20 protein-coding genes and 1 riboswitch are annotated in these 22,961 nt (G+C 45.0%); of the genes, 2 read left to right on the top strand and 18 right to left on the bottom strand.

Annotated elements, in window-relative coordinates:
• Positions 1 to 24 precede the first annotated feature (24 nt).
• The 9 genes from tsaB to asd all read right to left on the bottom strand — a co-directional run bounded on the left by tsaB (position 25) and on the right by asd (position 8,802).
• On the bottom strand, positions 25 to 726 hold the full coding sequence (gene tsaB, locus N773_RS0102800) for a tRNA (adenosine(37)-N6)-threonylcarbamoyltransferase complex dimerization subunit type 1 TsaB (protein WP_242840419.1): 702 nt from the start codon (positions 724 to 726) through the stop codon (positions 25 to 27).
• Complete coding sequence (gene tsaE, locus N773_RS0102795) at positions 698 to 1,159, bottom strand: tRNA (adenosine(37)-N6)-threonylcarbamoyltransferase complex ATPase subunit type 1 TsaE (protein WP_024856344.1); 462 nt, start codon at positions 1,157 to 1,159, stop codon at positions 698 to 700. Before tsaE ends, tsaB begins: the two co-directional genes overlap by 29 nt.
• Before the next feature lie 14 nt (positions 1,160 to 1,173).
• Entirely contained in the window at positions 1,174 to 2,373 is a 1,200-nt protein-coding gene (locus tag N773_RS0102790; RefSeq protein WP_024856343.1) for a DUF3810 domain-containing protein, read from the bottom strand.
• A gap of 18 nt (positions 2,374 to 2,391) precedes the next feature.
• Positions 2,392 to 4,062: a formate--tetrahydrofolate ligase gene (locus N773_RS0102785; RefSeq protein ID WP_024856342.1), complete on the bottom strand. Its 1,671-nt coding sequence runs from the start codon at positions 4,060 to 4,062 to the stop codon at positions 2,392 to 2,394.
• Between the two features lie 157 nt (positions 4,063 to 4,219).
• Positions 4,220 to 4,633, bottom strand: a complete 414-nt coding sequence (locus N773_RS0102780) for a hypothetical protein (RefSeq protein ID WP_024856341.1) — start codon at positions 4,631 to 4,633, stop codon at positions 4,220 to 4,222.
• Positions 4,634 to 4,954: 321 nt separating this feature from the next.
• Entirely contained in the window at positions 4,955 to 5,722 is a 768-nt protein-coding gene (locus tag N773_RS0102775) for a hypothetical protein (RefSeq protein WP_024856340.1), read from the bottom strand.
• A gap of 169 nt (positions 5,723 to 5,891) precedes the next feature.
• Positions 5,892 to 6,650 (bottom strand): 4-hydroxy-tetrahydrodipicolinate reductase, encoded by a 759-nt coding sequence (gene dapB / locus N773_RS0102770; RefSeq protein ID WP_024856339.1) that lies wholly within the window; start codon positions 6,648 to 6,650, stop codon positions 5,892 to 5,894.
• A 74-nt stretch (positions 6,651 to 6,724) separates the two neighbouring features.
• Positions 6,725 to 7,621 carry a 4-hydroxy-tetrahydrodipicolinate synthase gene (gene dapA, locus N773_RS0102765; protein ID WP_024856338.1) on the bottom strand — a complete coding sequence of 299 codons (897 nt, stop codon included), beginning with the start codon at positions 7,619 to 7,621 and terminating at the stop codon, positions 6,725 to 6,727.
• A 95-nt stretch (positions 7,622 to 7,716) separates the two neighbouring features.
• A complete protein-coding gene (gene asd, locus N773_RS0102760; RefSeq protein ID WP_024856337.1) occupies positions 7,717 to 8,802 on the bottom strand; it encodes an aspartate-semialdehyde dehydrogenase in 1,086 nt (361 codons plus the stop codon).
• Between the two features lie 166 nt (positions 8,803 to 8,968).
• Positions 8,969 to 9,164, bottom strand: a riboswitch (Lysine riboswitch).
• A 148-nt stretch (positions 9,165 to 9,312) separates the two neighbouring features.
• On the opposite strand from asd, the gene queA reads away from it, so the two are divergent.
• Complete coding sequence (gene queA, locus N773_RS0102755) at positions 9,313 to 10,380, top strand: tRNA preQ1(34) S-adenosylmethionine ribosyltransferase-isomerase QueA (RefSeq protein WP_080678284.1); 1,068 nt, start codon at positions 9,313 to 9,315, stop codon at positions 10,378 to 10,380.
• A 59-nt stretch (positions 10,381 to 10,439) separates the two neighbouring features.
• On the opposite strand, the gene N773_RS0102750 is transcribed toward queA, so the two are convergent.
• From N773_RS0102750 to N773_RS0102710, 9 genes are all read right to left on the bottom strand, one after another.
• Positions 10,440 to 10,982 (bottom strand): DUF6985 domain-containing protein, encoded by a 543-nt coding sequence (locus N773_RS0102750; protein WP_024856335.1) that lies wholly within the window; start codon positions 10,980 to 10,982, stop codon positions 10,440 to 10,442.
• Between the two features lie 14 nt (positions 10,983 to 10,996).
• Complete coding sequence (locus tag N773_RS0102745) at positions 10,997 to 13,228, bottom strand: DUF4129 domain-containing transglutaminase family protein (RefSeq protein WP_024856334.1); 2,232 nt, start codon at positions 13,226 to 13,228, stop codon at positions 10,997 to 10,999.
• Between the two features lie 13 nt (positions 13,229 to 13,241).
• Positions 13,242 to 14,411 carry a DUF58 domain-containing protein gene (locus tag N773_RS0102740; RefSeq protein ID WP_024856333.1) on the bottom strand — a complete coding sequence of 390 codons (1,170 nt, stop codon included), beginning with the start codon at positions 14,409 to 14,411 and terminating at the stop codon, positions 13,242 to 13,244.
• A 5-nt stretch (positions 14,412 to 14,416) separates the two neighbouring features.
• Complete coding sequence (locus N773_RS0102735; protein WP_024856332.1) at positions 14,417 to 15,352, bottom strand: AAA family ATPase; 936 nt, start codon at positions 15,350 to 15,352, stop codon at positions 14,417 to 14,419.
• A 187-nt stretch (positions 15,353 to 15,539) separates the two neighbouring features.
• A complete protein-coding gene (gene rlmD, locus N773_RS0102730) occupies positions 15,540 to 16,829 on the bottom strand; it encodes a 23S rRNA (uracil(1939)-C(5))-methyltransferase RlmD (RefSeq protein WP_024856331.1) in 1,290 nt (429 codons plus the stop codon).
• A gap of 274 nt (positions 16,830 to 17,103) precedes the next feature.
• Positions 17,104 to 18,450 carry a hypothetical protein gene (locus N773_RS0102725; RefSeq protein ID WP_024856330.1) on the bottom strand — a complete coding sequence of 449 codons (1,347 nt, stop codon included), beginning with the start codon at positions 18,448 to 18,450 and terminating at the stop codon, positions 17,104 to 17,106.
• Between the two features lie 94 nt (positions 18,451 to 18,544).
• Complete coding sequence (locus N773_RS0102720) at positions 18,545 to 19,018, bottom strand: peptidylprolyl isomerase (protein WP_024856329.1); 474 nt, start codon at positions 19,016 to 19,018, stop codon at positions 18,545 to 18,547.
• Between the two features lie 22 nt (positions 19,019 to 19,040).
• Positions 19,041 to 19,583: a hypothetical protein gene (locus tag N773_RS0102715; protein ID WP_024856328.1), complete on the bottom strand. Its 543-nt coding sequence runs from the start codon at positions 19,581 to 19,583 to the stop codon at positions 19,041 to 19,043.
• A 36-nt stretch (positions 19,584 to 19,619) separates the two neighbouring features.
• Positions 19,620 to 20,333 (bottom strand): hypothetical protein, encoded by a 714-nt coding sequence (locus N773_RS0102710; protein ID WP_024856327.1) that lies wholly within the window; start codon positions 20,331 to 20,333, stop codon positions 19,620 to 19,622.
• A 352-nt stretch (positions 20,334 to 20,685) separates the two neighbouring features.
• Between N773_RS0102710 and N773_RS0102705 the strand changes: the two genes are divergently transcribed.
• Positions 20,686 to 22,668: a hypothetical protein gene (locus N773_RS0102705; RefSeq protein ID WP_024856326.1), complete on the top strand. Its 1,983-nt coding sequence runs from the start codon at positions 20,686 to 20,688 to the stop codon at positions 22,666 to 22,668.
• Positions 22,669 to 22,961: the final 293 nt, after the last annotated feature.

The following is a 22,961-nucleotide window of genomic DNA, read 5'->3' as shown; positions in this document are numbered from 1 at the left end:
AACTGTCCGCAGGACAGATCGCGTTCAACTGTCGCGGTGAGCCTTGTCTTTTTCAGCCTTAGTCGCCTGAAGATAGGACACTGCCAGTTCATCAGCACTGCACATAAGCGTCGGATCATCTTCGACCGCAAGACAAAGCGACGATGCTCTTTGCAGAACACAGTTCAGCGGAGCTGTACGCACATTGTCAGACTCAGCAAAACGACCTGCCTTTATCTCCTCGGCACAGTCACCTACCAGCATGACATTTCCGCAGAAGCCTATCTGCGAGAAGAATTCGTCCTCACCGCAGACCTTATCCTCGGTCATACGTATGATCTTTCCGCCGCTGCTTTCAAATGCCGCAGCGTAGATTATCTTAGGGCGAGCTCTCATCACTGAGAATATCTTTCCCTCAAAGCCCACACAGTTGTAAGCCAGCGCCAGTAAAGTCGATACTCCTGCCGCTTTGATGTTCGGCGCACCCATGCAGATGCCCTTAACAGCACCAACGCCTATCCTGAGCCCGGTATAAGAACCGGGTCCGTTGGCGATTGCGATGCAGTCAATGTCGGGATAGTCAATTCCCGTTTCTTCCAGAGCGCTCTCCACCATCGGCAGTATCACCTGCGAATGTGTAAGCTTAGTAAAAACCGTCTTTTCCCACAGCAGTCGTGCTCCGTCACTTATTGCAACAGAAGCCGTTTTGCCGCTTGTATCAATAGCTAATATTTTCAAATCTGTCATCTCCGCCGCAGGTCTCGATGGTGAGCTCTCTCTCATCATCGGATATCCTGTTTATCGTTATCCTGATACAGTCATCGGGCAGGTCATCGTCTATATTCTCCGACCATTCCACAGCCAGTACCGTATCCTCGTCCATATAGTCGAAAAATCCCGTAGTTTCCAAATCTTCCCCGGAGGTTATACGGTACATATCAAAGTGTATCAGGCTAATTTTGCAGCCCTTTTTTCGGTACTCGTTTACAAGAGCAAAGGTAGGCGAAGTCACTTCGTCACCAAGCCCAAGCCCATCTGAGATACCGCGTGTTATCGTTGTTTTTCCTGCACCGAGCCCGCCGCGGTAGGCGATAACCTCGCCACCGCGCAGACGTTTGCCTATCTCACGTCCGAGTGCGATAGTCTGCTCAGGAGAGGAAGTCCTGAAAGTAAAGTTCAATTTATCTCAACTCACTATTCTTCACCGACGAACTTGTGCTCGCCGTAATAATTCAACATAAGATCAACCATTCTGCAGTAAGATTCGAGACCGTCCTCAACTCCGTTAGCCTGCAGAGAAGTCTCCATAGCCTTTTCGCTAACTTCACTGACACTTTCGCTTTCAAACACTGTGTCTTCGGCTTCTTCCACTGACTCCCAGTATGCACGGTTTCCGTCGATATCTGCCCATACCTCGTCACAGATGGCATTATCAAATTCAACCATTGTTTCTTCGTCACAGTACTCAAATATCTCATTGCGAACATAGGTCAGCGCCGAAAGATAACCGGAATACCTATAATCCACATTATCACAGCGGTCACAGGCAACAAAAGCGATGAAATTCGCTTCTTCTTCCCTTATAAAGCCCTTCGTATGGGCAAGTTCGTGACAGATAGTGTTCGGCAGCTTCGCCTTGTACATATCAGTGTTGTAGTTTGCTTCCATCGAAAACGGGAAATAAATCCCCATAAGATCCATCTGGCTCATAAAAAACGAGCAGTAAATGGGTTTGGGGTGAACTTCATATCCGCCGAAGTTTACAAACTCTTCTTCCAGACCCTCGATAGCATCCCGTGCTGTATCGTCGGTATCCGCAGTCAGCACAAATCGACCATCTTCATCACGCTGCACCTTTTTTGAAAGCACGTTAACCTGAGAGACTATGCGGTATCCTAGCGCTTCCAGTTCTTCATGGGTGTGCTCTTCTGTACTGATATCGTTCAGCTTTTCAAATGTAGAAGTATGATACAGTATAAAGCAGTTCAGCGTTTCTGTACCAAGGATAAATACCAGTATCCATCCGTAAATAAACCCGAATATCCTTGCAACTTTCCCACGCCTGCCCTTTTTGATAATAAGCAGAACGATCATCACTATAAGTGAGAGAGGTATACCGAAAACAGCTATCGCTATCAGCAATTCTCCAAAAGAGAAAGGCAGCAGTGAAGTCACACGGCCGTAGGTCTGTGCCCACAGCGGGTATATCCACTTCTGGTAAAAATCGCAGAATGGTGTGCTTTTCCATGCAAGCACATTCAGCAGCACGAAAACAACCGTGCTGCCGATGAGCCATTTAAGTTGTGTGTGCTTATGTTTTTTGTCCGCTTTATCGGACTCATTTACGTCAACGCCCTTTGCTGTCACTTCTTCGGGTATGACTTTGGTTTTCATTTCGCACCTCTGTATTTATCAGAACAATCCATAGATATTGCCCTTATTGTCACAGTCGATATTATTGGCAGCAGGCACCTTGGGCAGACCCGGCATGGTCATGATATCACCTGTGTAAGCTACAACAAATCCTGCACCTGCCGATACTCTCAGATCGCGGACAGTTATCTCAAAGCCCTCGGGCTTGCCAAGCTTGGTGGGGTCGTCAGAAAGCGAATACTGTGTCTTTGCAACACATACAGGTATCTTGTCGTAGCCCAGTTCATTGATCTCTTTCAGTGCCTTTTCAGCCTGAGCGGTGAAAATAACACCGTCAGCACGGTAGATCTCCTTAGCGATCACGCCCAACTTTTCCTTGATAGGCAGCTTTTCATCATAAAGTGGCTTGAAGTTGCTCTCGTTATTTTCAATGGTAGCAACTACCTTTTCAGCCAAATCAGTACCGCCCTTGCCGCCGTTTGCAAATATCTCAGCCAGTGATACCTCAACACCCATCTCAGCGCAGGTCTTTTTGATAACTTCGATCTCAGCCTCCGTATCGGATGCAAATCTGTTGATAGCAACAACAACAGGCACACCGAACTTCTTCATGTTCTCGATATGTGTCCTGAGGTTTACGATACCATTTTCCAGTGCGGGTACATTTTCAGCAGTAAGATCTGCACGTGCAACGCCGCCGTTGTATTTCAGCGCACGGATAGTCGCAACCAGAACTACACAGCTGGGCTTGAGTCCTGCAAAACGGCACTTGATATCAAAGAACTTCTCAGCGCCAAGATCGGAACCGAAGCCTGCTTCGGTAATAGTGTAATCAGCCAGTTTCAGGGCAAGCTTAGTTGCTCTTACAGAGTTACAGCCGTGAGCGATATTTGCGAAAGGACCGCCGTGTATCAGCGCAGGATTGTTCTCCAATGTCTGCACGAGATTAGGCTTCAGTGCATCTTTAAGCAGTGCCACCATAGCGCCGCAGCCGCCGATATCCTTAGCGAAAACCGGCTTGCCATCGGTGGTATAAGCAACAAGTATACGCTCGATACGCTTTTTAAGATCTTCAAGATCAGCCGCCAGACAGAGTATAGCCATTATCTCAGAAGCCACGGTTATCTGGAAAGAATCCTCTCTCGGTATACCGTTGACTTTAGAACCCAGACCGATGATTATATCTCTCAGCGCTCTGTCATTCATATCAAGACATCTCTTGAACATTATCCTTCTCTGGTCGATATGCAGAGGATTGCCCTGCTGCATGGAGTTGTCGATCAGTGCACAAAGCAGATTGTTAGCCGCAGTAATAGCGTGCATATCTCCAGTAAAATGGAGGTTTATATCTTCCATAGGAACTACCTGAGCATATCCACCGCCTGCAGCACCACCCTTTATGCCGAACACAGGTCCGAGGGATGGTTCTCTCAGTGCGAGTATTGAATTCTTGCCAATAACGTGCATAGCCTCATGCAGACCTACCGAAATGGTAGTCTTTCCCTCACCAGCAGGTGTAGGGTTTATGGCAGTAACAAGTATCAGCTTACCGTTGGGCTTATCCTTTGTCTTTTCATAAAGAGATTCTGAGAGCTTAGCCTTGTAATGACCGTAAGGTTCATATTCCTCCTCTGTTATCCCGAGTTTCTTGGCGATCTCGGAAATTTTCAGCATTTTAGCCTGCTTGGCTATCTCGATATCTGACAGCATTGCGATCAGTTCCTTTCAAACAAAAATATTACATACACATTATATCACACAGCGCTGTAAAATGCAAGTAAAAAATATAACATAAACTCTATAATAAAAAAGTATATCTCCATTCATCCTCTGATAAGATCCCCCTCTTTTGTTGTCCTAGGATTTCCTATGTCAGTATCACAACATAACCGCTGTCTTTGTCAAGCAGTGCACCATTGGGAAAGTTCCCGTTTATCCAGTAAAGTTCTGCGTTCTCGAATTCGTCCCGCTTGCTTTCATCTATCCGAGCATTATCACAGAACCAGTCAATACCCTTTATCTCGTTTTCGCTTTCATCTTTCACCCTTCTCTCATCGCATATACCGCCATAGTATTTGGCATAACTGTCTATCGTCCTTTCATCAGTGCGGAATGACAGACATGATGATGCATGATAATCTTGTGCTATCATACAACCACGAGTAATGAATGAATAATCCTCGCATTCATCGGGAAGTCTTTCAGGCAAAAGATTTTTGTAATACTCCGCATTCTTGCCGTAGACACCATGCGCGTAATCCAACCTTTTTATACTATACATACTTTTTGTATTCTTAAAATTTAAAAGCACCAAGGAAGGCAGATATATCCCCGCTAAGCACAAAAGCAAACCTGCCCTCAAGGCATTTATAATCTTCGTTCCGTTATTAATGTATCTGGCTTTCTGATATACTATTTTAGTAACGATCATACACACGATCGAACCTAACAAAGAATAAAACGATATCCCGATCGTATATACACTCATATAAAACCACAGAGGAAACACGATATGCAACACAAGTATCAATTTATTCAACTTCTTTAATCTGCTTTCCTTCATCGTCGTTGTAGCCTCTCTTTTGCAACTTGTGTTATTTTATCACTTTGGTTCATCTATCGTTATAACCACATACCCGCTGTCTTTATCAAGCAGCACACCTTCGCGAAAAATCCCATCTATCGAATAGATCTCAGCATTTTTGAACTTTTCAAACCATTTATCTTTCCCTTCACCCCATCTGTCTACTAATCCGGATCTTGACAAAAAACCATCGAGCGCAACCTCTGTTTTTTCAAGCTCTTCTTCAATACTTATATCATCTATATCATCGTAAAGAGCACCATTGTATTTCCTTTCACAAAAACCGGCATAGTATTCCGCATACTTCTCTATAGTTTCTTCATCTGTGCGAAACATCAGACGAGATCCGGGATAGAAGTCATACATACCACCCTGAGTCAGATATTCATAGTCATCACATTCATCGGGAAGGTTTTCTGGGAAAATCTTTTTGTAATACTCCAGTCTTTCTCCGCTAAATCCGTACACCCCATGAGCGTAATTCAGCCGTTTTAAAATGTACATACTTTTTGTATCATCAAAATTATTGATCACTATCGACGGCAGATATACCCCCGCTAAACACAAAAGCAAAGCTATCCTCAAAAAGATCAGTATTATCACGCTATTTTCTATTTCGCTGTCATTATTATAAAATTTCCACGTAGCGATCATAAACACGATCGTACCTAAAATGCAATAGAAAGAAATTCTTGATGTGTTTATACCGACAAGCCACGCAGGGAACACAAAAAAGGTCAGCACAAATACTATTGCGTTCAATATCTTAAATTTATTTTCTTTCATAATCGTTGTCTCCTATCTTTCTTGATTTGTATTATATCACACTCCAAACTGTTTGTCAATAGTTTTTTATTGTTTTTCGATATTATTTTTTTGCTATTCAAGTCATCGACATACAAAAAGACCTCCCCGTTTTCGGGAAGGTCTCATACAAAAGAATATAAAATATTACTTAGTCCTCTTTCAGCAGATCATCCATAGCATAAAGACCTGCGGGCTTGTTCTTCAGGAAGATGGCAGCATTTACAGAACCAACTGCAAATACAGACTTAGAATGTGCTTCATGCTTCAGGCTTACGACTTCATCTCTGCCAGCAAAGATTATCTCATGCTCACCTACGATAGTGCCGCCGCGCACCGAGTGCATACCGATCTCGTTCTTGCCTCTCTTAGCACGAACGGAGTGTCTGTCATAAGTATAGGAACATCTGTTGTCAAGCTCACCATTGATAGCGTCAGCCAGCATAATAGCAGTGCCCGAGGGAGCATCAAGCTTCTGGTTGTGGTGCTTCTCTATGATCTCGATATCGAACTGGTCGCCCAATATCTTAGTAGCCCTGCGAGCCAGATCAGCCAGCAGATTAACGCCCAGTGACATATTAAAGGTGAAGAACAGAGGTATCTGTTCAGCAGCCTTCTTGATCTTGGCAGTCTGTTCCTCATTGTAGCCTGTGGTAGCAACTACAAGTGCAGTTCCGTTGGAACGGCAGTAATCAAGCAGACTATCAAGAGTTGAGGGGTGTGAAAAGTCTATTATAACATCGGGCTTTTCTGGAAGTTCAGAAGCATTCTCATATATAGGGAAATCTGCATACTGAGCAGTCACTTTGTCGATTCCCGCGATAGTTTTGCAGTCATCACGGTTGCTTATTACATCGGCGATAACTCTGCCCATGTGACCGTTTGCGCCGCATATAACTATATTTGTCATTTTTATCAGTCCTTTCATTTACACGATAAAAATCAAGGGCAGAGCGTTCACCGCTCCGCCCCGTCAATTGCTTTTTACTTTACAAGACCCAGCTCAGCCATCTTAGCTCTGAGCTTCTCGATCTTAGCTTCTTCCATCTTAACCAGAGGCAGACGGCATTCGCCAACATCCCAGCCCATGAGATTAAGAGCTTCCTTTACAGGGATAGGGTTGACATCGCAGAACAGACCGTTGCTGTTTGCGAAATCGAGGATCTTATTCATCTTAGCCTGTGCCTCGGGATACTTGTTCTCCAGGCAAAGCTGTGTGATCTCGTGAGTCTCCTTAGGCATAACGTTGGACAGTACAGAAATAACGCCCTTTCCGCCCAGTGCCATGATAGGAACGATCTGATCATCGTTACCCGAATAGATATCAAGTTCATCGCCGCAAAGTGCTGCAACTCTTGCTATCTGCGAGATATTGCCGCTTGCTTCCTTAACAGCCACGATGTTCTTTACCTTTGAGAGCTCCTTCAGAGTTTCGGGAGTGATGTTCACGCCTGTTCTGGAAGGAACATTGTAAAGTATTATCGGGATATTTATAGCGTTTGCTATAGTTGTATAGTGTACTATAAGACCCTTCTGAGAGGTCTTGTTGTAGTAAGGTGTTACCAGCAGTACAGCATCAGCACCAAGTTCCTCAGCCTTCTTGGAAAGACCAACTGCATACTCGGTATGGTTTGAACCTGTACCTGCAATAACAGGGATCCTGTGGTTGACCTTTTCGATAGCATACCTGATAGCCTCAACGTGCTCATCATCGCCCATTGTAGAGCTTTCGCCGGTAGTGCCGCAAATAATGATAGCATCAGTGCCCTCAGCTATCTGCCATTCGATAAGCTCACCCAGCTTATCGAAGTTGATAGAACCATCGGCGTTCATAGGTGTGACGATAGCCACGCCTGCGCCGGTAAAAATTGTATTCTTCATAATTATTCTCCTTGATCGTTAAGATCAATGATCTTGTTGAAAGTCATGCTAAGCGGCAGTTTACTGCCGCCCGCCGACCGTATCATCTTTTTTAATTAGTCAAAATAGCCCTTAGCAGCCAGAAGCTCAGCCAGCAGAACAGCACCGCCTGCAGCGCCTCTCAGTGTATTGTGAGACAGGCAAACGAACTTGTAGTCATACTGAGTATCTTCTCTCAGTCTGCCGATGGAAACAGCCATACCACCCTCGAGGTTTCTGTCAAGCTTAGCCTGAGGTCTGTCATTCTCCTCAAAGTAGTTCAGGAACTGCTTAGGAGCGGAAGGCAGATTGATCTCCTGAGGAACACCTGCGAATTCCTTCCATGTCTGGAGGATCTCTTCCTTGCTGGGCTTGTTCTCGAAGCTTACGAATACAGCAGCAGTGTGACCGTCAGAAACGGGAACTCTCAGGCACTGTGCAGTGATTGCGGGAGTTGTAGCATCAACGATCTTGTCGCCTTCGATATGGCCCCAGATCTTCATGGGCTCCTGCTCACTCTTCTCTTCCTCACCGCCGATATAAGGGATAACGTTATCCAGCATCTCAGGCCATGTCTCGAAAGTTCTGCCTGCGCCGCTGATTGCCTGATATGTGCAAGCCAGTGCCTTTGTTACCTTGTACTTTGCGTGCAGAGGAGCCAGTGCGGGAACATAGCTCTGCAGTGAGCAGTTGGACTTAACTGCGATGAAGCCTCTCTTTGTGCCGAGTCTCTTTCTCTGAGAAGCGATGATCTCGATGTGCTCGGGGTTGATTTCAGGGATAACCATAGGAACGTCATCAGTGTGTCTGTGAGCAGAGTTGTTGGAAACAACAGGGCACTCAGCCTTAGCGTACTTCTCTTCCAGAGCTCTGATCTCGTCCTTCTTCATATCAACTGCGCAGAATACGAAGTCAACCATAGAAGCGATCTTCTCAACATCTTCCTCAGCGTTGAGGATAACCATATCCTCCATGGACTTAGGCATAGGATCAGCCAGCTTCCACTTGCTGCCTGCAGCCTCTTTATAAGTCTTGCCTGCACTTCTGGGGGAAGCAGCCAGACATACTACATCAAACCAGGGGTGCTTGTCGAGAAGCAGAGAAAATCTCTGACCTACCATACCGGTCGCACCGATGATACCTACCTTGAATTTCTTTTCCATAACTAAAAACTCCTTTTCCTCTTGCACGGCACCGTCAATTACGCCAAATATACTTGCGTATTCCGACAGCATTTTGCGCAAAACATAAAAAATTGACAAATAACAAAAAAACCGGTTGAAAACCGGCGCATCATACAATATAATAAGAATGTTGGCAAAATTAATTTCCGCCGATAGCACTCCATCATAAAGTCATGATGACAACCGATGACCTATTAAACCATCAGTCAGCAAACGATACCCCACATCGCAGCTTCGGCAGTTTTACCTTTCACATCGGTCATTCGGCTTGGGAAACTTAGTCCGCGGAATACCGCATGACAGACCGTGCTACTCTTTTCAACCGCACCTCTATCTGTTCTGAAATAAAGGATAACACATATTCCGCCGCTTGTCAATAGTAAGCGCCCATGTTCCGAAAAGTTTTATATGAATTTTCTGTAAATTGTCAGCAATCAGCCGCAGATTTTGTTCATTACGCGGCATACGATATAAGCAAGGAGAGTTAATATGCTAGACCTCAACAACATGAAAAAGTCCGATTTTTTCTATGAGCTTCCTCAGGAACTCATAGCCCAGACACCCATCGAGCCCCGCAACGCATCAAGGATGCTTTGCCTTGACCGCAACACAGGCGAGGTAGGTCACGACCACTTCTATAATCTATGCGATCATCTGAAAAAAGGTGACTTACTGGTACTGAATGATTCCCGAGTTCTTCCCGCACGTATCTACGGCGAGACCGAGGATACTCACTCATTCATCGAATTCCTGCTGGTCGAACAGAGGAGCAATCTTGAATGGGAGATACTCTGCCGTCCCGGTAAAAAAGCCCGCGTGGGCAGACGTTTCGTATTCGGCAACGGTCTTCTCACTGCCGAGATAACGGAAGTTCTCGAAGACGGCAACCGCATCGCAAAATTCGAGTGCAGTGATGCCACAAACTTCTTTGCTGCACTGGACGAAATAGGACAGATGCCGCTTCCCCCTTATATAACTGAAAAGCTCAAGGACAAAGAGCGTTACCAGACAGTATATTCCAACGAGATAGGCTCTTCCGCAGCACCAACTGCAGGTCTGCATTTCACAAAGGAACAGCTCGCGGATATCGAAGCTATGGGAGTTAATATTGCATATGTGACCCTCCATGTCGGTCTAGGAACATTCCGACCTGTCAAGGAAGACAAAGTACTTGATCACAAGATGCACCGCGAACACTACGAACTTCCCAAACGCACCGCCGACCTCATCAACAAGACCAAGGCAGAGGGCGGCCGCGTTATCGCAGTAGGCACGACTTCCTGCCGCACCCTCGAAAGTGTAGCCGCTTTCTACGGCGAAATAAAGCCCTGCGACGGATTCACGGAAATATTCATCTACCCGGGATTTGAATTCAAGGTCCTCGATGGTCTGATAACCAACTTCCACCTGCCCGAAAGCACCCTTATCATGCTGGTATCAGCTTTCGCAGGATACGAGAACACTATGAACGCCTACAAGATTGCCGTGGAAGAAAAATACCGTTTCTTCTCCTTCGGTGATTCCATGTTCATTGCACCTGACGCAAACAAGAAATAAACAAACAGAGCGTATGCAAAGTCAAAATGCATACGCTCTTATTACTTTTGTGGAAAGTATCACTGTTCCTCGTCAAGCCAGATGCAGTAATACTCATCATCGTCATCCCATGGGGTGTTTCCGTCATCCGGACCAACATATTTCAGCTGATCTCCCCTTATGATGATCGAACACTGATGCTCGGGCTCCCAAGGACACTCTGCTGTGATGCTGTAGCCTGTCTCATCTGAATAGTCTTCAGACATTTCAATATTAAGGCAGGGTTTCGTGAGATATTTCAGTATATCCCCACCCGATTCATATTCTTCCACAGCCTTTTCAGTATCCTCGGCTATATCAACATATATGCCCATAGACTCCCATTCATCACGCATATAGTACATGAATTTAGCAAGCTTCTCACGGATATCAGCCATAAGCTCGGGATTCTCATTAAGGCAGTTATAATGGGCTATGCATTTTTCAGCATATTCGGTATACTCGTCTGAATCACCATATATCGTTATATCCATCTCACCATTAAACAGCGAGACCGAATCAAACTTGCCATTCAGCCAGTCAAGTCCGCCCTCATCGTGAAGGATATCTCTTATAATACTCATTTTCTGCTCCTTGCTTATATGCCGTTTTTCATACCGGAAATGTTCCCTGTCTTAGCTTTGTTCTTGCCGGCAAGAGCCTTCCAGCTCTGCTTGTAACAGCTGTACGCTGCCTCGAACTCAACATCCGCAGGTTTATATCCACCGAAGCATACCTGCTCGAACAGGCTGACAGCCCTGCTTATCTCAGCACCCCTCTCGGTGCCCATAGCCAGTATCTCACCCGGTGTCATTCCGCGAATATGTTTGTCCTTGTCCGATGATATCTCCAGCAGACGAACGATACGTTCATACAAAGCCATAGATTTTTCCTGAGTTGTCTTGCGGAACTTCATCCTTATACGGAAGAAGAACTCAATGATCCTGTCTAAGAATATCACGAACACAAGCACGAACACAACACCCAGGAACAATGCTATCTTGCTGAAATAATCCATGAAAGTCCTGATAACGTTCGCCGCGTTATTATTGTTGTAGTTCTCTACACCCCTGTAATCGGGAACTGTCGGATCAAATGTCACCCAGCCTGCACCGGGGATATATGCTTCAACGAAAGCATGAGCATGGCTGTCACGGACAACTATATCGCCATCATCATTTCTTTCGTACGCTGCAAAGCCCTCAACATATCTCGTCGGGATATCCAGTGCCCTCGCCATCAGCACCATCGACGTCGCATAGCTGGTACATACGCCTGTCTTGCTCTCAAAAAGGAAATAATCGATAGATTCATCATCGGGTATATATTCAAGGTCGTAGATATAACCGTTATCCTCGAAATAATCAACTATAGCCGAGCATTTTTCAAAATCAGTCTTGCAATCCTTTGTTATGTCCTTGGCAAGCTTATCGATACGCTCAGTCACACCGCCCTTTTCAGTGTAGCGATCAAAGATACTCAGTATCTGCGAGTAATCCTCGGGGCTGACATCACCATAGTATACACCTCTGGTCATCAGCTTCTCAAAGCTTTCCCAACTGAAAGGCAGTCCTCCCACGTAAGCATACTCATCACTTTCCTCGGCAACACAGCCATAGCTGACCCCAAGGCCACCGTAAGCAGAAGAATACCTGTTCTTGTAATAGAACTCACCGTGAACATTTCTGAAACCGTAGTCAAGGCTTTCCGTATCTGCCATTAAGGGAGCGGGAATATAGCTGGGGCTGTAAGTCGAGCCCGAAAGGTTAAGCCATGCCTTTCTCTTGTATTCGTTACCGAACAGATCTTCTGTAAGTCCCAGATCCTCATACCTTCCGGTAGCTGCCATGGACTTTAGAAGCTTATGCATATACAACGGAGAATTGACTATGTTATCGGTACCGTCCTCAGCACCGTACCAATCCCTGTATTCATCCCTAAGCACCCACTGATCCGCTCTGAACAGATCAAAGGATTGCCTGCGCATATATATTGCATCAATATCCTTAGGGTCATCAATAGTAAACAGTATCTCACCTGTGGAATCAGCACCGAATCTTGGAGACGATACATCATTCAGGTCATCATAGTCAGTAGTGTTGGAGTTCAGATAGTACTTGAAAACGCCTTTGTTCGCTTCAAGCTGCGACTTGTAAGCAGGCTTCGGAATAAGCATGGTAATCGCACCAACAAAAGTAACGAACAGCGATATACCGATAGCGTAGGATCGGTTCATTATAATGTTTCGCTTCTGCTTTTCGGTATAATCGTCAGCCACTCTCTTCTGATGGATCATCATCGCCAGGAAGACAGTCATCATGAATGTCTGGCTGAGGGTGTTAATGTTCTGCGCACGTTTACCATAGATCACAAACGGAAACATGGTCGTCAGCATAACACCGAATATCCTGAACCTGTAAACGGTAAAATAGTAAAGTATGGATATGATGAAAAATCCCATACCTACAAAAATAAAAGCATTGTAGTAAGTTACCGAACCAACTTCCTGGGAGTTCACATAAAACCAGTCAATAAAGCTGACACCCGTTTCCTGCCAGCCGTTGCCTATCAGCCATCCAGAAAGCACAAGTATCACAAGTCCAAGTGCGGTATAAATAAAGAAACGCCAGCCCTTCCGCTTCTTTATCTTTTCAAAAAACCAGAAAAGAACACATTCGTATACTACAAAACCCGCTGTAACAGCCTTAACAAAATAATCGTAGTAAGTTCCGAATATGACATTCATCACGACTGCACCAAGCAGAAGCGGAAGAAAATACTTTGCTGCGGAAGCATAGAGCCATTTAAGCGGTTCTTTTTTATCAGTCATGGCCCACGCCCCCTTATGTCAGTTTCTCAAATTCAAATTCACGGCTGACTGTCCACATATCGTTCCTTACAGCACCCAGACCGCTCTCTTTGACAACGACCAGAGTACCTTCAAAGTTCTCCATAAGTTCAGTCAGCTGGGCAGTCATCTGCCCTGTGCATGAAGTAAAGCATATCATCGCCTTACCCTTTTCGTTTATCTCGTGATCGACCATCCTGTTTTCATCAGGATAAGGCATTATACCTGCCAGCCTCTCCTGAAGCTGTATCAGCGATGCCTCATCAGCGATCTCAGCCATTTCCCATTTTCCGTCAATGAAATAGTTGTACTCACTCTCATACCCGGACCTTATCAGCATCGAAAGCATGGCCAGTGAGCCTTCTATCGTGATATCCATCATGGTATAGCTTATCAGGTCGGGTGTCGGACTTGTCGGCAGATCCATTCTGAATATCTGGCTGGATGAAGTCACCTTCTCATCAAGCCTTACCATCAGCTGATCCTTTTTTGAGCTAAGCTTCCAGTTGACCCTCTTCAGCGGGTCTCCGGGAACATAACTCCTGTGCTCATAGCCCGGAACGCCTGTCAGTGCAGATGAAGTCTCGTTTGATTCTTCATCACTGTCGTCAAAGGATATATTCTGGGATACCGACCTCAGCACCTCGTTCTGGGAACCTGTATCAGGTATCCTCGGAAGTATCTTCACCTTGCATTTTTCGGGAAGTGTCTTCTTTTTCATGCTGAACAGACCAAGGTAATCGGTGAAAGATATGCTATCTACCGATACCTCAGCTCCGCCGCAAAGAATTGCTTTCAGCGGTATCTCAATACTGTCCCCCCGCAATCCCGTACATATGAACCTGTACGCCAGCGAACCGTCCCCGCCCTCAATATTCGGGGTCACTGACAGCGTCACCTCAATAAATGTGCTTGGGAAAAAGAACTTTTTATTGAAATCCAGTCTGGCAGTCAACTTATCGCCCTTGTTGACTATATTACCCGATAATCCCATAGATATATCTATGGAAGTATGAGATAAAGCCAGCATCAGCAGCGATGTAATAAGTGCCATTATAAGCAGCACCGCGATGAATATTCCTCCGCTGCCGCTTATCATATAGCCCAGTCCGACCGACAATGCCAGACACGCCAGAAAGCTTATCAGGTTTTTTACAGTCTCCAATCTGATCACTCCGCAGTAGTAGGACTTTGTACCGTCATCGCCACAGCTTTAAGTGCAGCGCCGTTATCTTCAAAATTCGATTTGCCCTTGGGCGAAAGCATAAGTCTGTGAGCAAGCACCTCAACCATTACCGACTTCACATCATCGGGTATGACATAACTTCTGCCCATAACGTATGCATAGGACTTTACTGCCCTTAGCATTGCGATCGAGCCACGGGGCGAAACACCCAGCCTTATAAACTCCGAATTTCTCGTAGCTGTAACGATATCAAGTATATATTTTCTGATGCTTGGAGCAGTGGCCACTTTCTGTGCTTCTTCCATAAGCACCGCGATATCATCGGTGGACATTACCGCTCTCAGGTCTTTAGCTGAAATAAGCTTCTCACCATTGGACATGATGCGAAGCTCGTCCTCATAATCGGGATACCCCATGGATATCTTCATTATGAATCTATCCATCTGTGCCTCGGGCAGATGATAAGTACCGTAGGTCTCAACAGGGTTCTGTGTCGCCAGTGTCATAAAAGGCACAGGCAGACTATGGGTAACACCGTCAATGGAGATCTGATGTTCTTCCATTATCTCCAGCAAACTGGACTGCGATTTCGGCGAAGCACGGTTTATCTCGTCCGCCAGCAGGAAGTTGCACATAGCAGCGCCCTCTTTGTATTCAAGTTCCCTTGTCACCTGATTTATCATCGAAAAACCGACGATATCCGAGGGCATAACGTCGGGGGTAAGCTGTATACGGTTGAATTTGCCCGCTACCGACCTTGCCAGCGCAGACACGAGCTGCGTTTTACCAACGCCGGGAACGTCCTCTATCAGCACATGACCGCCGCAAAGCATTGCAGTTACGATTTTAAGCACTGTTTCCTGCTTTCCGACGATGACTTTCTCTATATTTGCTACCAAAGCTTCGATCTTACTGTTCATCAAATATCCTCCTGTTCAGGGATAACTTATGCGCAAAAATAACGCATTTATTCAATATTATTATACCATAAATATGGACCAATGTCAACCAAATATGCGACAAATACATAGATTATACAAAATTCGGATCCACCATTTCCGATATACCCGAATATGCATTATTAATTGAAAAACCCGACAAAATATGTCATTTTCTGCGTCGGGTACCTTTGTTTACAGGTTTTCTGACAGATCTTCCTCTCGGTTTCAGAAATACCTGTTTTTCCTGTACTGTAACTTTCTCTGGCGCCTTTTCGGCAGGCTTCTCGAACTTTTCAAGACAGACAACATTCTCGATGCCCATAGTATGCGGGAACATATCCACAGGCTGAATGAACGTCGCTCTGTATCCCTCTTTCTTGAATATCCTTAGATCACGCTCAAGAGTTTCGATACTGCATGAAACATATACTATCTTCTCAGGTGCAAGCTTTACCGCACAACCGATAAATTCACGGCTGGCACCTGCCCTCGGAGGGTCCATGACCAGAACATCAAAGCTATCCCCTCGTGAAGCCATAGCCTGCATGAATTTACCCGCATCGTCATTAAAGAAACTGATGTTGTCAAGACCATTCAATTCTGCATTTACTTTAGCGTCCCTGCAAGCAGACTTGTTCAGCTCCACGCCCGTAACTTCTGCGCCGTTCTTCGCACAGATGATACCTATGGTACCTGTTCCGCAGTAAGCATCAATAACTTTCACGCCCTTGCGGATACCTGCCGCTTCAACAGCAAAGCTGTACAATTTTTCGGTCTGTATCGGATTAACCTGATAGAACGATGCAGGGGAAATCCTGAATCTGCACCCGCAAAGCTCGTCCTCAATATAGCCCTTGCCGTAAAGAACAACGCTCCTTTCACCAAGCGTCAGCGGCATACCATTCGGGCAGATATTGTGAACTATCGTAGTAATCTCGGGGTGAGCCTTTACCAGTGCCTTGACAAAATTATTCTTTGCAGGCAGCATCGGTGAAACCGTAACAAGCACCACCATGACCTGTCCAGTGCTGAAAGAAGTACGTATCAGCGTGTGCCTGAGCAATCCCTCACCCGTCCTGAGGTCATATGGTCTTATGCGCATATCTTTCATCAGAACCTTGATAGTCTGAACGATAGGCGAAGCTACCTCGGCTTCAAGCATACAGTCGTCCACTGCCACCATTTTTCTGGCATTTGACTGATAAACACCGGAAATTATCCGTTTTGAGCTGTCCGTTGCAAATACCGTCTGTACCTTGCACCTGTAATTATAAGGCACTTCCATCGGAATGATATTCTCGACTTTTCCGAATCCCGAAAGCATCCGTGCGGCTTTCTCCTGCTTTCTCGCTAACTGTTCGCTGTAACTCTCACTAAGCTGACACCCGCCGCATCTCTTGAAACAGCGACATTTTCTCTCACCGGTTGAATGATCTGTAATGACCTTTTTAGGCATATCTTGCCCTCCCAATAATATTTATCCGAGTGTGCGGGCTTTTCCCGACACAACATTTTATGTAACTATCTTTCCATCCAAATTTCCCAAAATTCAGAACAGTACAACGATTATACCACGTTTCAACTCCCCTGTCAACGTTCGCAAGCGTTTCTCAAAAAAATTCACATAAATATAAAATTTCTGCCGAGATACATATTGATATACTCGCAAATGTATCACACAAAAAGACAGCCGCACAACAGTACAGCTGTCTTGTAAAAATCATGAAAAATTATTCTTCGTCAACATTCTCAGAATCTTCTGAAGTCTCTGCATCTGCTTTGTCTTCAGAATTCGCCTCGGCAGAATCATCTTCTTCATTCTCAGGCAATTCTTCACCGCGGAGCGATCTGCGTCGGGCATCACGTGCTGCAAAAGCCTTTTTCAGGTCTTCACGCATTTCCTCTTCGTCATCATCGTCATCTTCCTGTTCTTCTCTCTCAAAGAAAGCTTCTGCCGCTGCAAGCTTCTTACGACGCTTGCTTGTGGGCTTCATTATAACAAGATACTCAATAGCGATTATTACTGCAGTAAGCGCGATAGCAATTATGATGAACAGGTTGCGGACAGTCTTGTCAACACCGCCGCCGTTATTATCAGCTATGGATACTGTTCTGTCCTGTCCGTCGGTAACTATGGTATCATCGATGATCACGATATCATAAGTTTCAATCTCGTCATTGTTGAATACTACATCAAAAGAAGTCTCACCCGCAGCCAGCATCTTGAAAACGCCGTCTTCAAATTTAACTATGCTCTCATCAGCAACAACAATGTTCCTGTAATCCTCGATACCCATCTTCGAGGGCGGAGCCTGACCGACACTCTTCTGAACTCTTACCAGCTTGTTGAGTTTTGGAGCCTGTGTTTCCTCGCCACTGTAACCGGGTGCATCGGGATTTGCGATTATACCGTTCTCAACCGAATATGATATCGGTATACCTGTCTTGTTATCAAGTGTGGTAACAGTAAGGAACAGTGTGGTGGAGACCATATCCTTATCCAGCACTTTGAAATTCAGTGTAACATAATTTCCCTGAAATTTGCTGCCGGAATCATTTGTATAATTGAAAACATACTTGCCGTTGAAGCTGTTCTCAGCCACCTTGCCGCCTGCTTCGGGATTTATCTGTGTGCTTTCCAGCTGTAAAAGCGCAGTATCGAATGTAACCGACATCAGCGCACTTGATACAGTAGTATCAGCCTCTATCCTCAGTTCTGCAGAAACTTTGCCGTCCTTGATTTCACCCGGTTTAAGATAGACCTTTGAAGGCGCAGATGTGGGCTTATCGGGAACAAGAGTAGTAGCCTTGTTCTCCATGGCTGTGACTTCATTTCCCGCTGACTGCGCTGGATCAAAGCCGGGATCAGGAGCTGTGGTAGTTGTGGTCTCCTCATATCCGCCGTTGTCATAGCTGTAATCGTAATTATAATCATAATTATTATAATCATAACTGTTATAATCGTAAGTATTGTAATCATATGTCGGATCATAACCGTATTCCGCATGAACCGCAGGAACTGAAGCAGTCACCGCCAGAGCCGCGGCAATGACCGCAGCAAACCTTTTTATAAACATTTTTTCCACTCCCGAGATATATTTTTTCGCTATACACAGCAAAAACCTCTATATTTTTGTAATACAGAGGCATCTGCTTTAAAATTGTTAATTATCAGTCAACTAAGGTGACTTTCTTCATCACCTGGGGTTCCAGAGGCTTATCGTTGAAATCTACCTGAACATCAGCGATCTCATCAACTACCTCGATACCTTTTACTACCTTGCCGAAAGCTGCATAGTCACCGTCAAGGTGGGGTGCATCTTCATGCATGATGAAGAACTGTGAGCTTGCGGAGTTGGGCATCATAGATCTTGCCATTGAGATAACGCCTCTTGTGTGCTTGAGATCGTTATTAACGCCGTTTCTTGCAAATTCACCCTTGATCTTCTCATCAGAGCCGCCCATGCCGGTACCCTCGGGATCGCCGCCCTGGATCATGAAGCCCTTGATAACTCTGTGGAATATCAGACCATCATAAAAGCCCTGCTTTACAAGCTTTTCAAAATTTGCAACTGTGATCGGTGCCTTCTCGGGATAAAGTTCGATAAGTATCTCCTTACCGTTTTCCATTTCTATTTTAACCATTTCCACTTTCCTCTCTTGTTTATCATTCGGCATAGCCGTAAAACTTTTTTTCTTCTTCCTTTGACTTCGGCAGCAGACCTGCGTCAAATCTCTTCTGAAGATCCATAAAATACTCACTCTCGGGAGTTCTTGTCTTCTTGAACAGCGAAGCCTTCTTAACTTCGTCCAGTGTGAAGAAATCGCGTTTTCCATCTGTATTTACGCAGTAGAATCTGTTTACCTTTTCAAAATTCCCGTTCTCATCGACCCTGTTCTTATCAAAACAGCAGAAGATATCTCTTGCCATAAGATCACAAAGTCTGAGAACTCTTGTATAGTTGGAAGCATCTTTCCACGCATCAAGTTCCTCTTTAAAATACTGCTGAACAGGTACACCATTGACTTCCATTCGCCTGATTATCCTTGCCAGGCACACCGAAGCGTCATGATCTGTCAGCTTTTCAAGACGTGCGTTCTTATACTCCATAATATAATCATTTACCGTTGAATAGAAAAGTTTATCATATGGAAATTCCTTTCCTGCTTCAGAATACTTGATTATAGGGTTGTCCGTGTTGATGTTCAAAACCTATCGCTCCTAGAAAAAACATTTGCCCTGACCTTACCTGCGGTCACCATATTTTGCCTCAAATTCCTCGACTTTTTTAGCAAGGAATTCTTCATCGACAAATCCGATATTATCGGGATCGTCACTATGGTCGATAACACCCAGCTTCTCGATCTCAGCTTCATCAGGTTCTGATGCAACAGCAGCGATATCCTTATATTCCGCATAATCCTCGGGGCGCTTCGCATAAGGAAGATCCACAAGTTTCTTATCCACCTCAGCCTGTCCGACCTCGCTGAACTCAAACTTTGTATTCTCAACCTCAGCTACCTTTGCTTCATGCTCGGCATACATAGCTTCCATCTTCTCGGCTATGCCCTGCTCCTTAGCCTCGGTTATCTCTTCCTGATGTGACCTTATATATTTCTCATGCTCAACTTCATAGAGCTTCTCATACTCGGTCTGAGCATCAACGATCTCTTCACGGCCGACCGTGCTGGTGCCATAGTCTGCATGAGTTTTGACGGGCTGATTCTTCTTCTCTTCAAGTTCTGCTTCAAGCTGAGCCATCTTGGTCTTGATCATCTCAGGGTCAACGCTCTCTACCTCAAGAGTCTCGGGAACAGCTTCATCATACTTTGACTCCTTAACAGTAACGGTCTGCTTGCGTCTGGGTGACGGAGTATTCCAGATGTCATCAGGATTAACGGGCTTAACCGCAGGTGCTGCCGACGGTGCAGCAGGTTTCTTTTTATTGAATAGAGCCATTATATATTTCCCCCTAGTGTAAAAATGTTCAGATATGATCACCCGCACCAAATGCCTGTTCCGCGGACAATATCTATACAAATTCATTATACTATAATCTGCACAAAAATGCAAATACTTTTTGTCATCTAATTGAGATAAATTTCAGAGAACAATTTAGTTATATTTACCTGTATTCACACTTAGTTCACTAAACGTTTTATTTTTATCGATATATCATGTAAGATTATTTGATATAATTGGTTTGATATAGTATAGAGTTTATTATGCGGATGCAATGTATAATCTTTTAACCGTTTAAAACTTTTTCCAGATAATTTTTACATTTAAATACCTTTAAGGGGGAATCACTTTGGCAAACCAGAAACTTGGAGTTACCGCTAACGAGCTGTTCGCCTGCAATCCTTTCAGAATATTGGGTCTGCCCGTTACTGCGGAAGATGAGGAGCTGACTGCTACCTACAAGAAGCTGCTCTCAATGGGAGATGCGGAAAATTATAAGACTGACTTTGATTTTCCTACCGCACTGCCGCCTTTTAAAAGAGATGACATCACACTGAGGACTGCTTATGCTAAGCTTGCCAGCAACGGCTACCGCTGCTTTGCATTCTCGGACGGCTGTTTTTCTCAGGCGCTCACCGAAGATGATGTGCTGCTGAACCTGAAAGATATCACCTGCTATGATGCTTTCATCAGATGCTATATGTGGCTCATCACCAATGACAGAGGATTCGAGCATCCGCATCTGTGGATACTTCTCGCCAAGCACATCGATAAGCTCATAGATTCCAAGCAGAGTGAATGGAAGCGTCTGTTCGACAATCGTTTCCCGCAGTCGGTAATGTCCGCAGGCAGCGATCAGATGCTCGCAGAGCTCCATGCTACTTTCAAGGATATAATACTCCTGCCTCTCAAAGAGATGGTAAGAGGTTCGATGAGATGCACTTCTGCAACTCAGATACTCAAGGCTGCAAAGATCGATGTTGACAAGGTATATCCCATGCCCAACATCAGTCAGGCTAACGGTACAGGTTCAAAGCTGAGGATCGCATCAAAAGATATCACAAGTTCCGCAGCTTCATCAAAGGTCGAGGAAGCTCACAGCTTCGTAGCTTCCGCTTCGGCTATAACTGCTGATACGATCATGAGTGAAGAAGCTCCCAAGCCTGCTGCAAGACCTGTTGTCAATACTGTCAAGCCCGCTGCTCCTGCTCAGCAGAAGCCTCAGGAAGAACACAAGGTAAGCCTTGTTGATGATGCTATCGCTGCACAGGCTGCAAGCTCCCAGAGCAGTCAGTCAAATACATCAGGCAGTTCTTCCAGCAAGACCTCACTTGTTGAGGAAGAGATTCCTGTCAAGCACGTTGAAGCCATCGATGGTCTTGCACCCAGACGCAAGCCTATTATTAAAAAGGAAGAGCCCAAGACTCCCGGTGCATTCGAGATACCTTCTGACAAGGATATCGCAAGCAGCTTTACTGTCAATGCAACTCCTGATGAATATAAGAAGCCAAAGGAGAATATGGGACCTGTTTCCTACCGTCCCGAAGTTGATGATCTGCCCTCTGCAAATGTCGGTGAAAGAACACTCGAAGCGATCGATCCTTTTGCAAATATCGGAGCAACTTCTGCCAGGATCGTTGACGAAGGCAGCATAGCGACAGGAACAAAGCGTAAGTCTGTTAATCTCACAGGTCTTGACGGCACAGGTTCTGAGATCGCAGATGAGAAGATCGATATGCAGTTCACTGCACCTGAAGGCTATCGTCATGTTGAAGAAGAGGAAGTCGTTGAAGAGCGTGAGATCAGCAACCGTTCGCTGACTTACCTGATAAACGAAGTTGATTCCCGTACCGAGGAAACTACCGACCAGCTGCTGACCGAACAGGAGATAGAGGACGAGCTGTACACTGATACACTTATCAAGCTGCTGCGTTCCAACCGTTCCAGCAAGATGATGAAGGAAGTTGATACCGAGCACGTATATCTTAACGGCGGCGGTACAAGTGAGAACAAGGGTCCCGAGATCACGATGGAAGACATCGATATGAAGAAGAAGGACAACTCAAATCTTGATTCTGCTTACGGCTACCACAGATTTGACGAAGCTCACGCTGCTGAGGCCATCAAGGAAAAGTACAAGAATATCAACATCGGCGATATGCTCAATCCTACTGTGGGCAACTCACTGAAGAGAGAATACCATGAAGACCCCATCAAGGAGTACATCAAGTATAAAAATGCTGAAAAGAACCTTTCTGCTTCGATGATGAAGGCATTCGGATTTATTGCACTGGTTGGCATACTTATTTTTGTGCTTGTATTCTATCTCTGATATTTTACTTCACGGAGAGGTTTTCCTCTCCGTGTTTTTTTTGTCATAATAATGTGATCTCATATATCTATTTCAAAACATCGAATAATTAAGAAAAAGTTGTACGTTTTTGTCTAATCTTTGCTAAAATATGACCATATTAAAATTTAAAACAATTGTTAACACAAAGTTTTCGCAGAGACAATGTTGATATCTGACTCTCAGCAAGTCTTGAAAATGTAGCAAAAATGGCTGAACAAGGCGGTCATAGACACTTATCCGTATTGAATAAAAGCCAAGTGAGCCAAAAGTTA

The organism is Ruminococcus albus AD2013 (assembly GCF_000526775.1).
In the GTDB taxonomy this organism is placed as follows: domain Bacteria; phylum Bacillota; class Clostridia; order Oscillospirales; family Ruminococcaceae; genus Hominimerdicola; species Hominimerdicola alba_A.
This window is presented reverse-complemented; position numbering and strand designations above follow the sequence as displayed.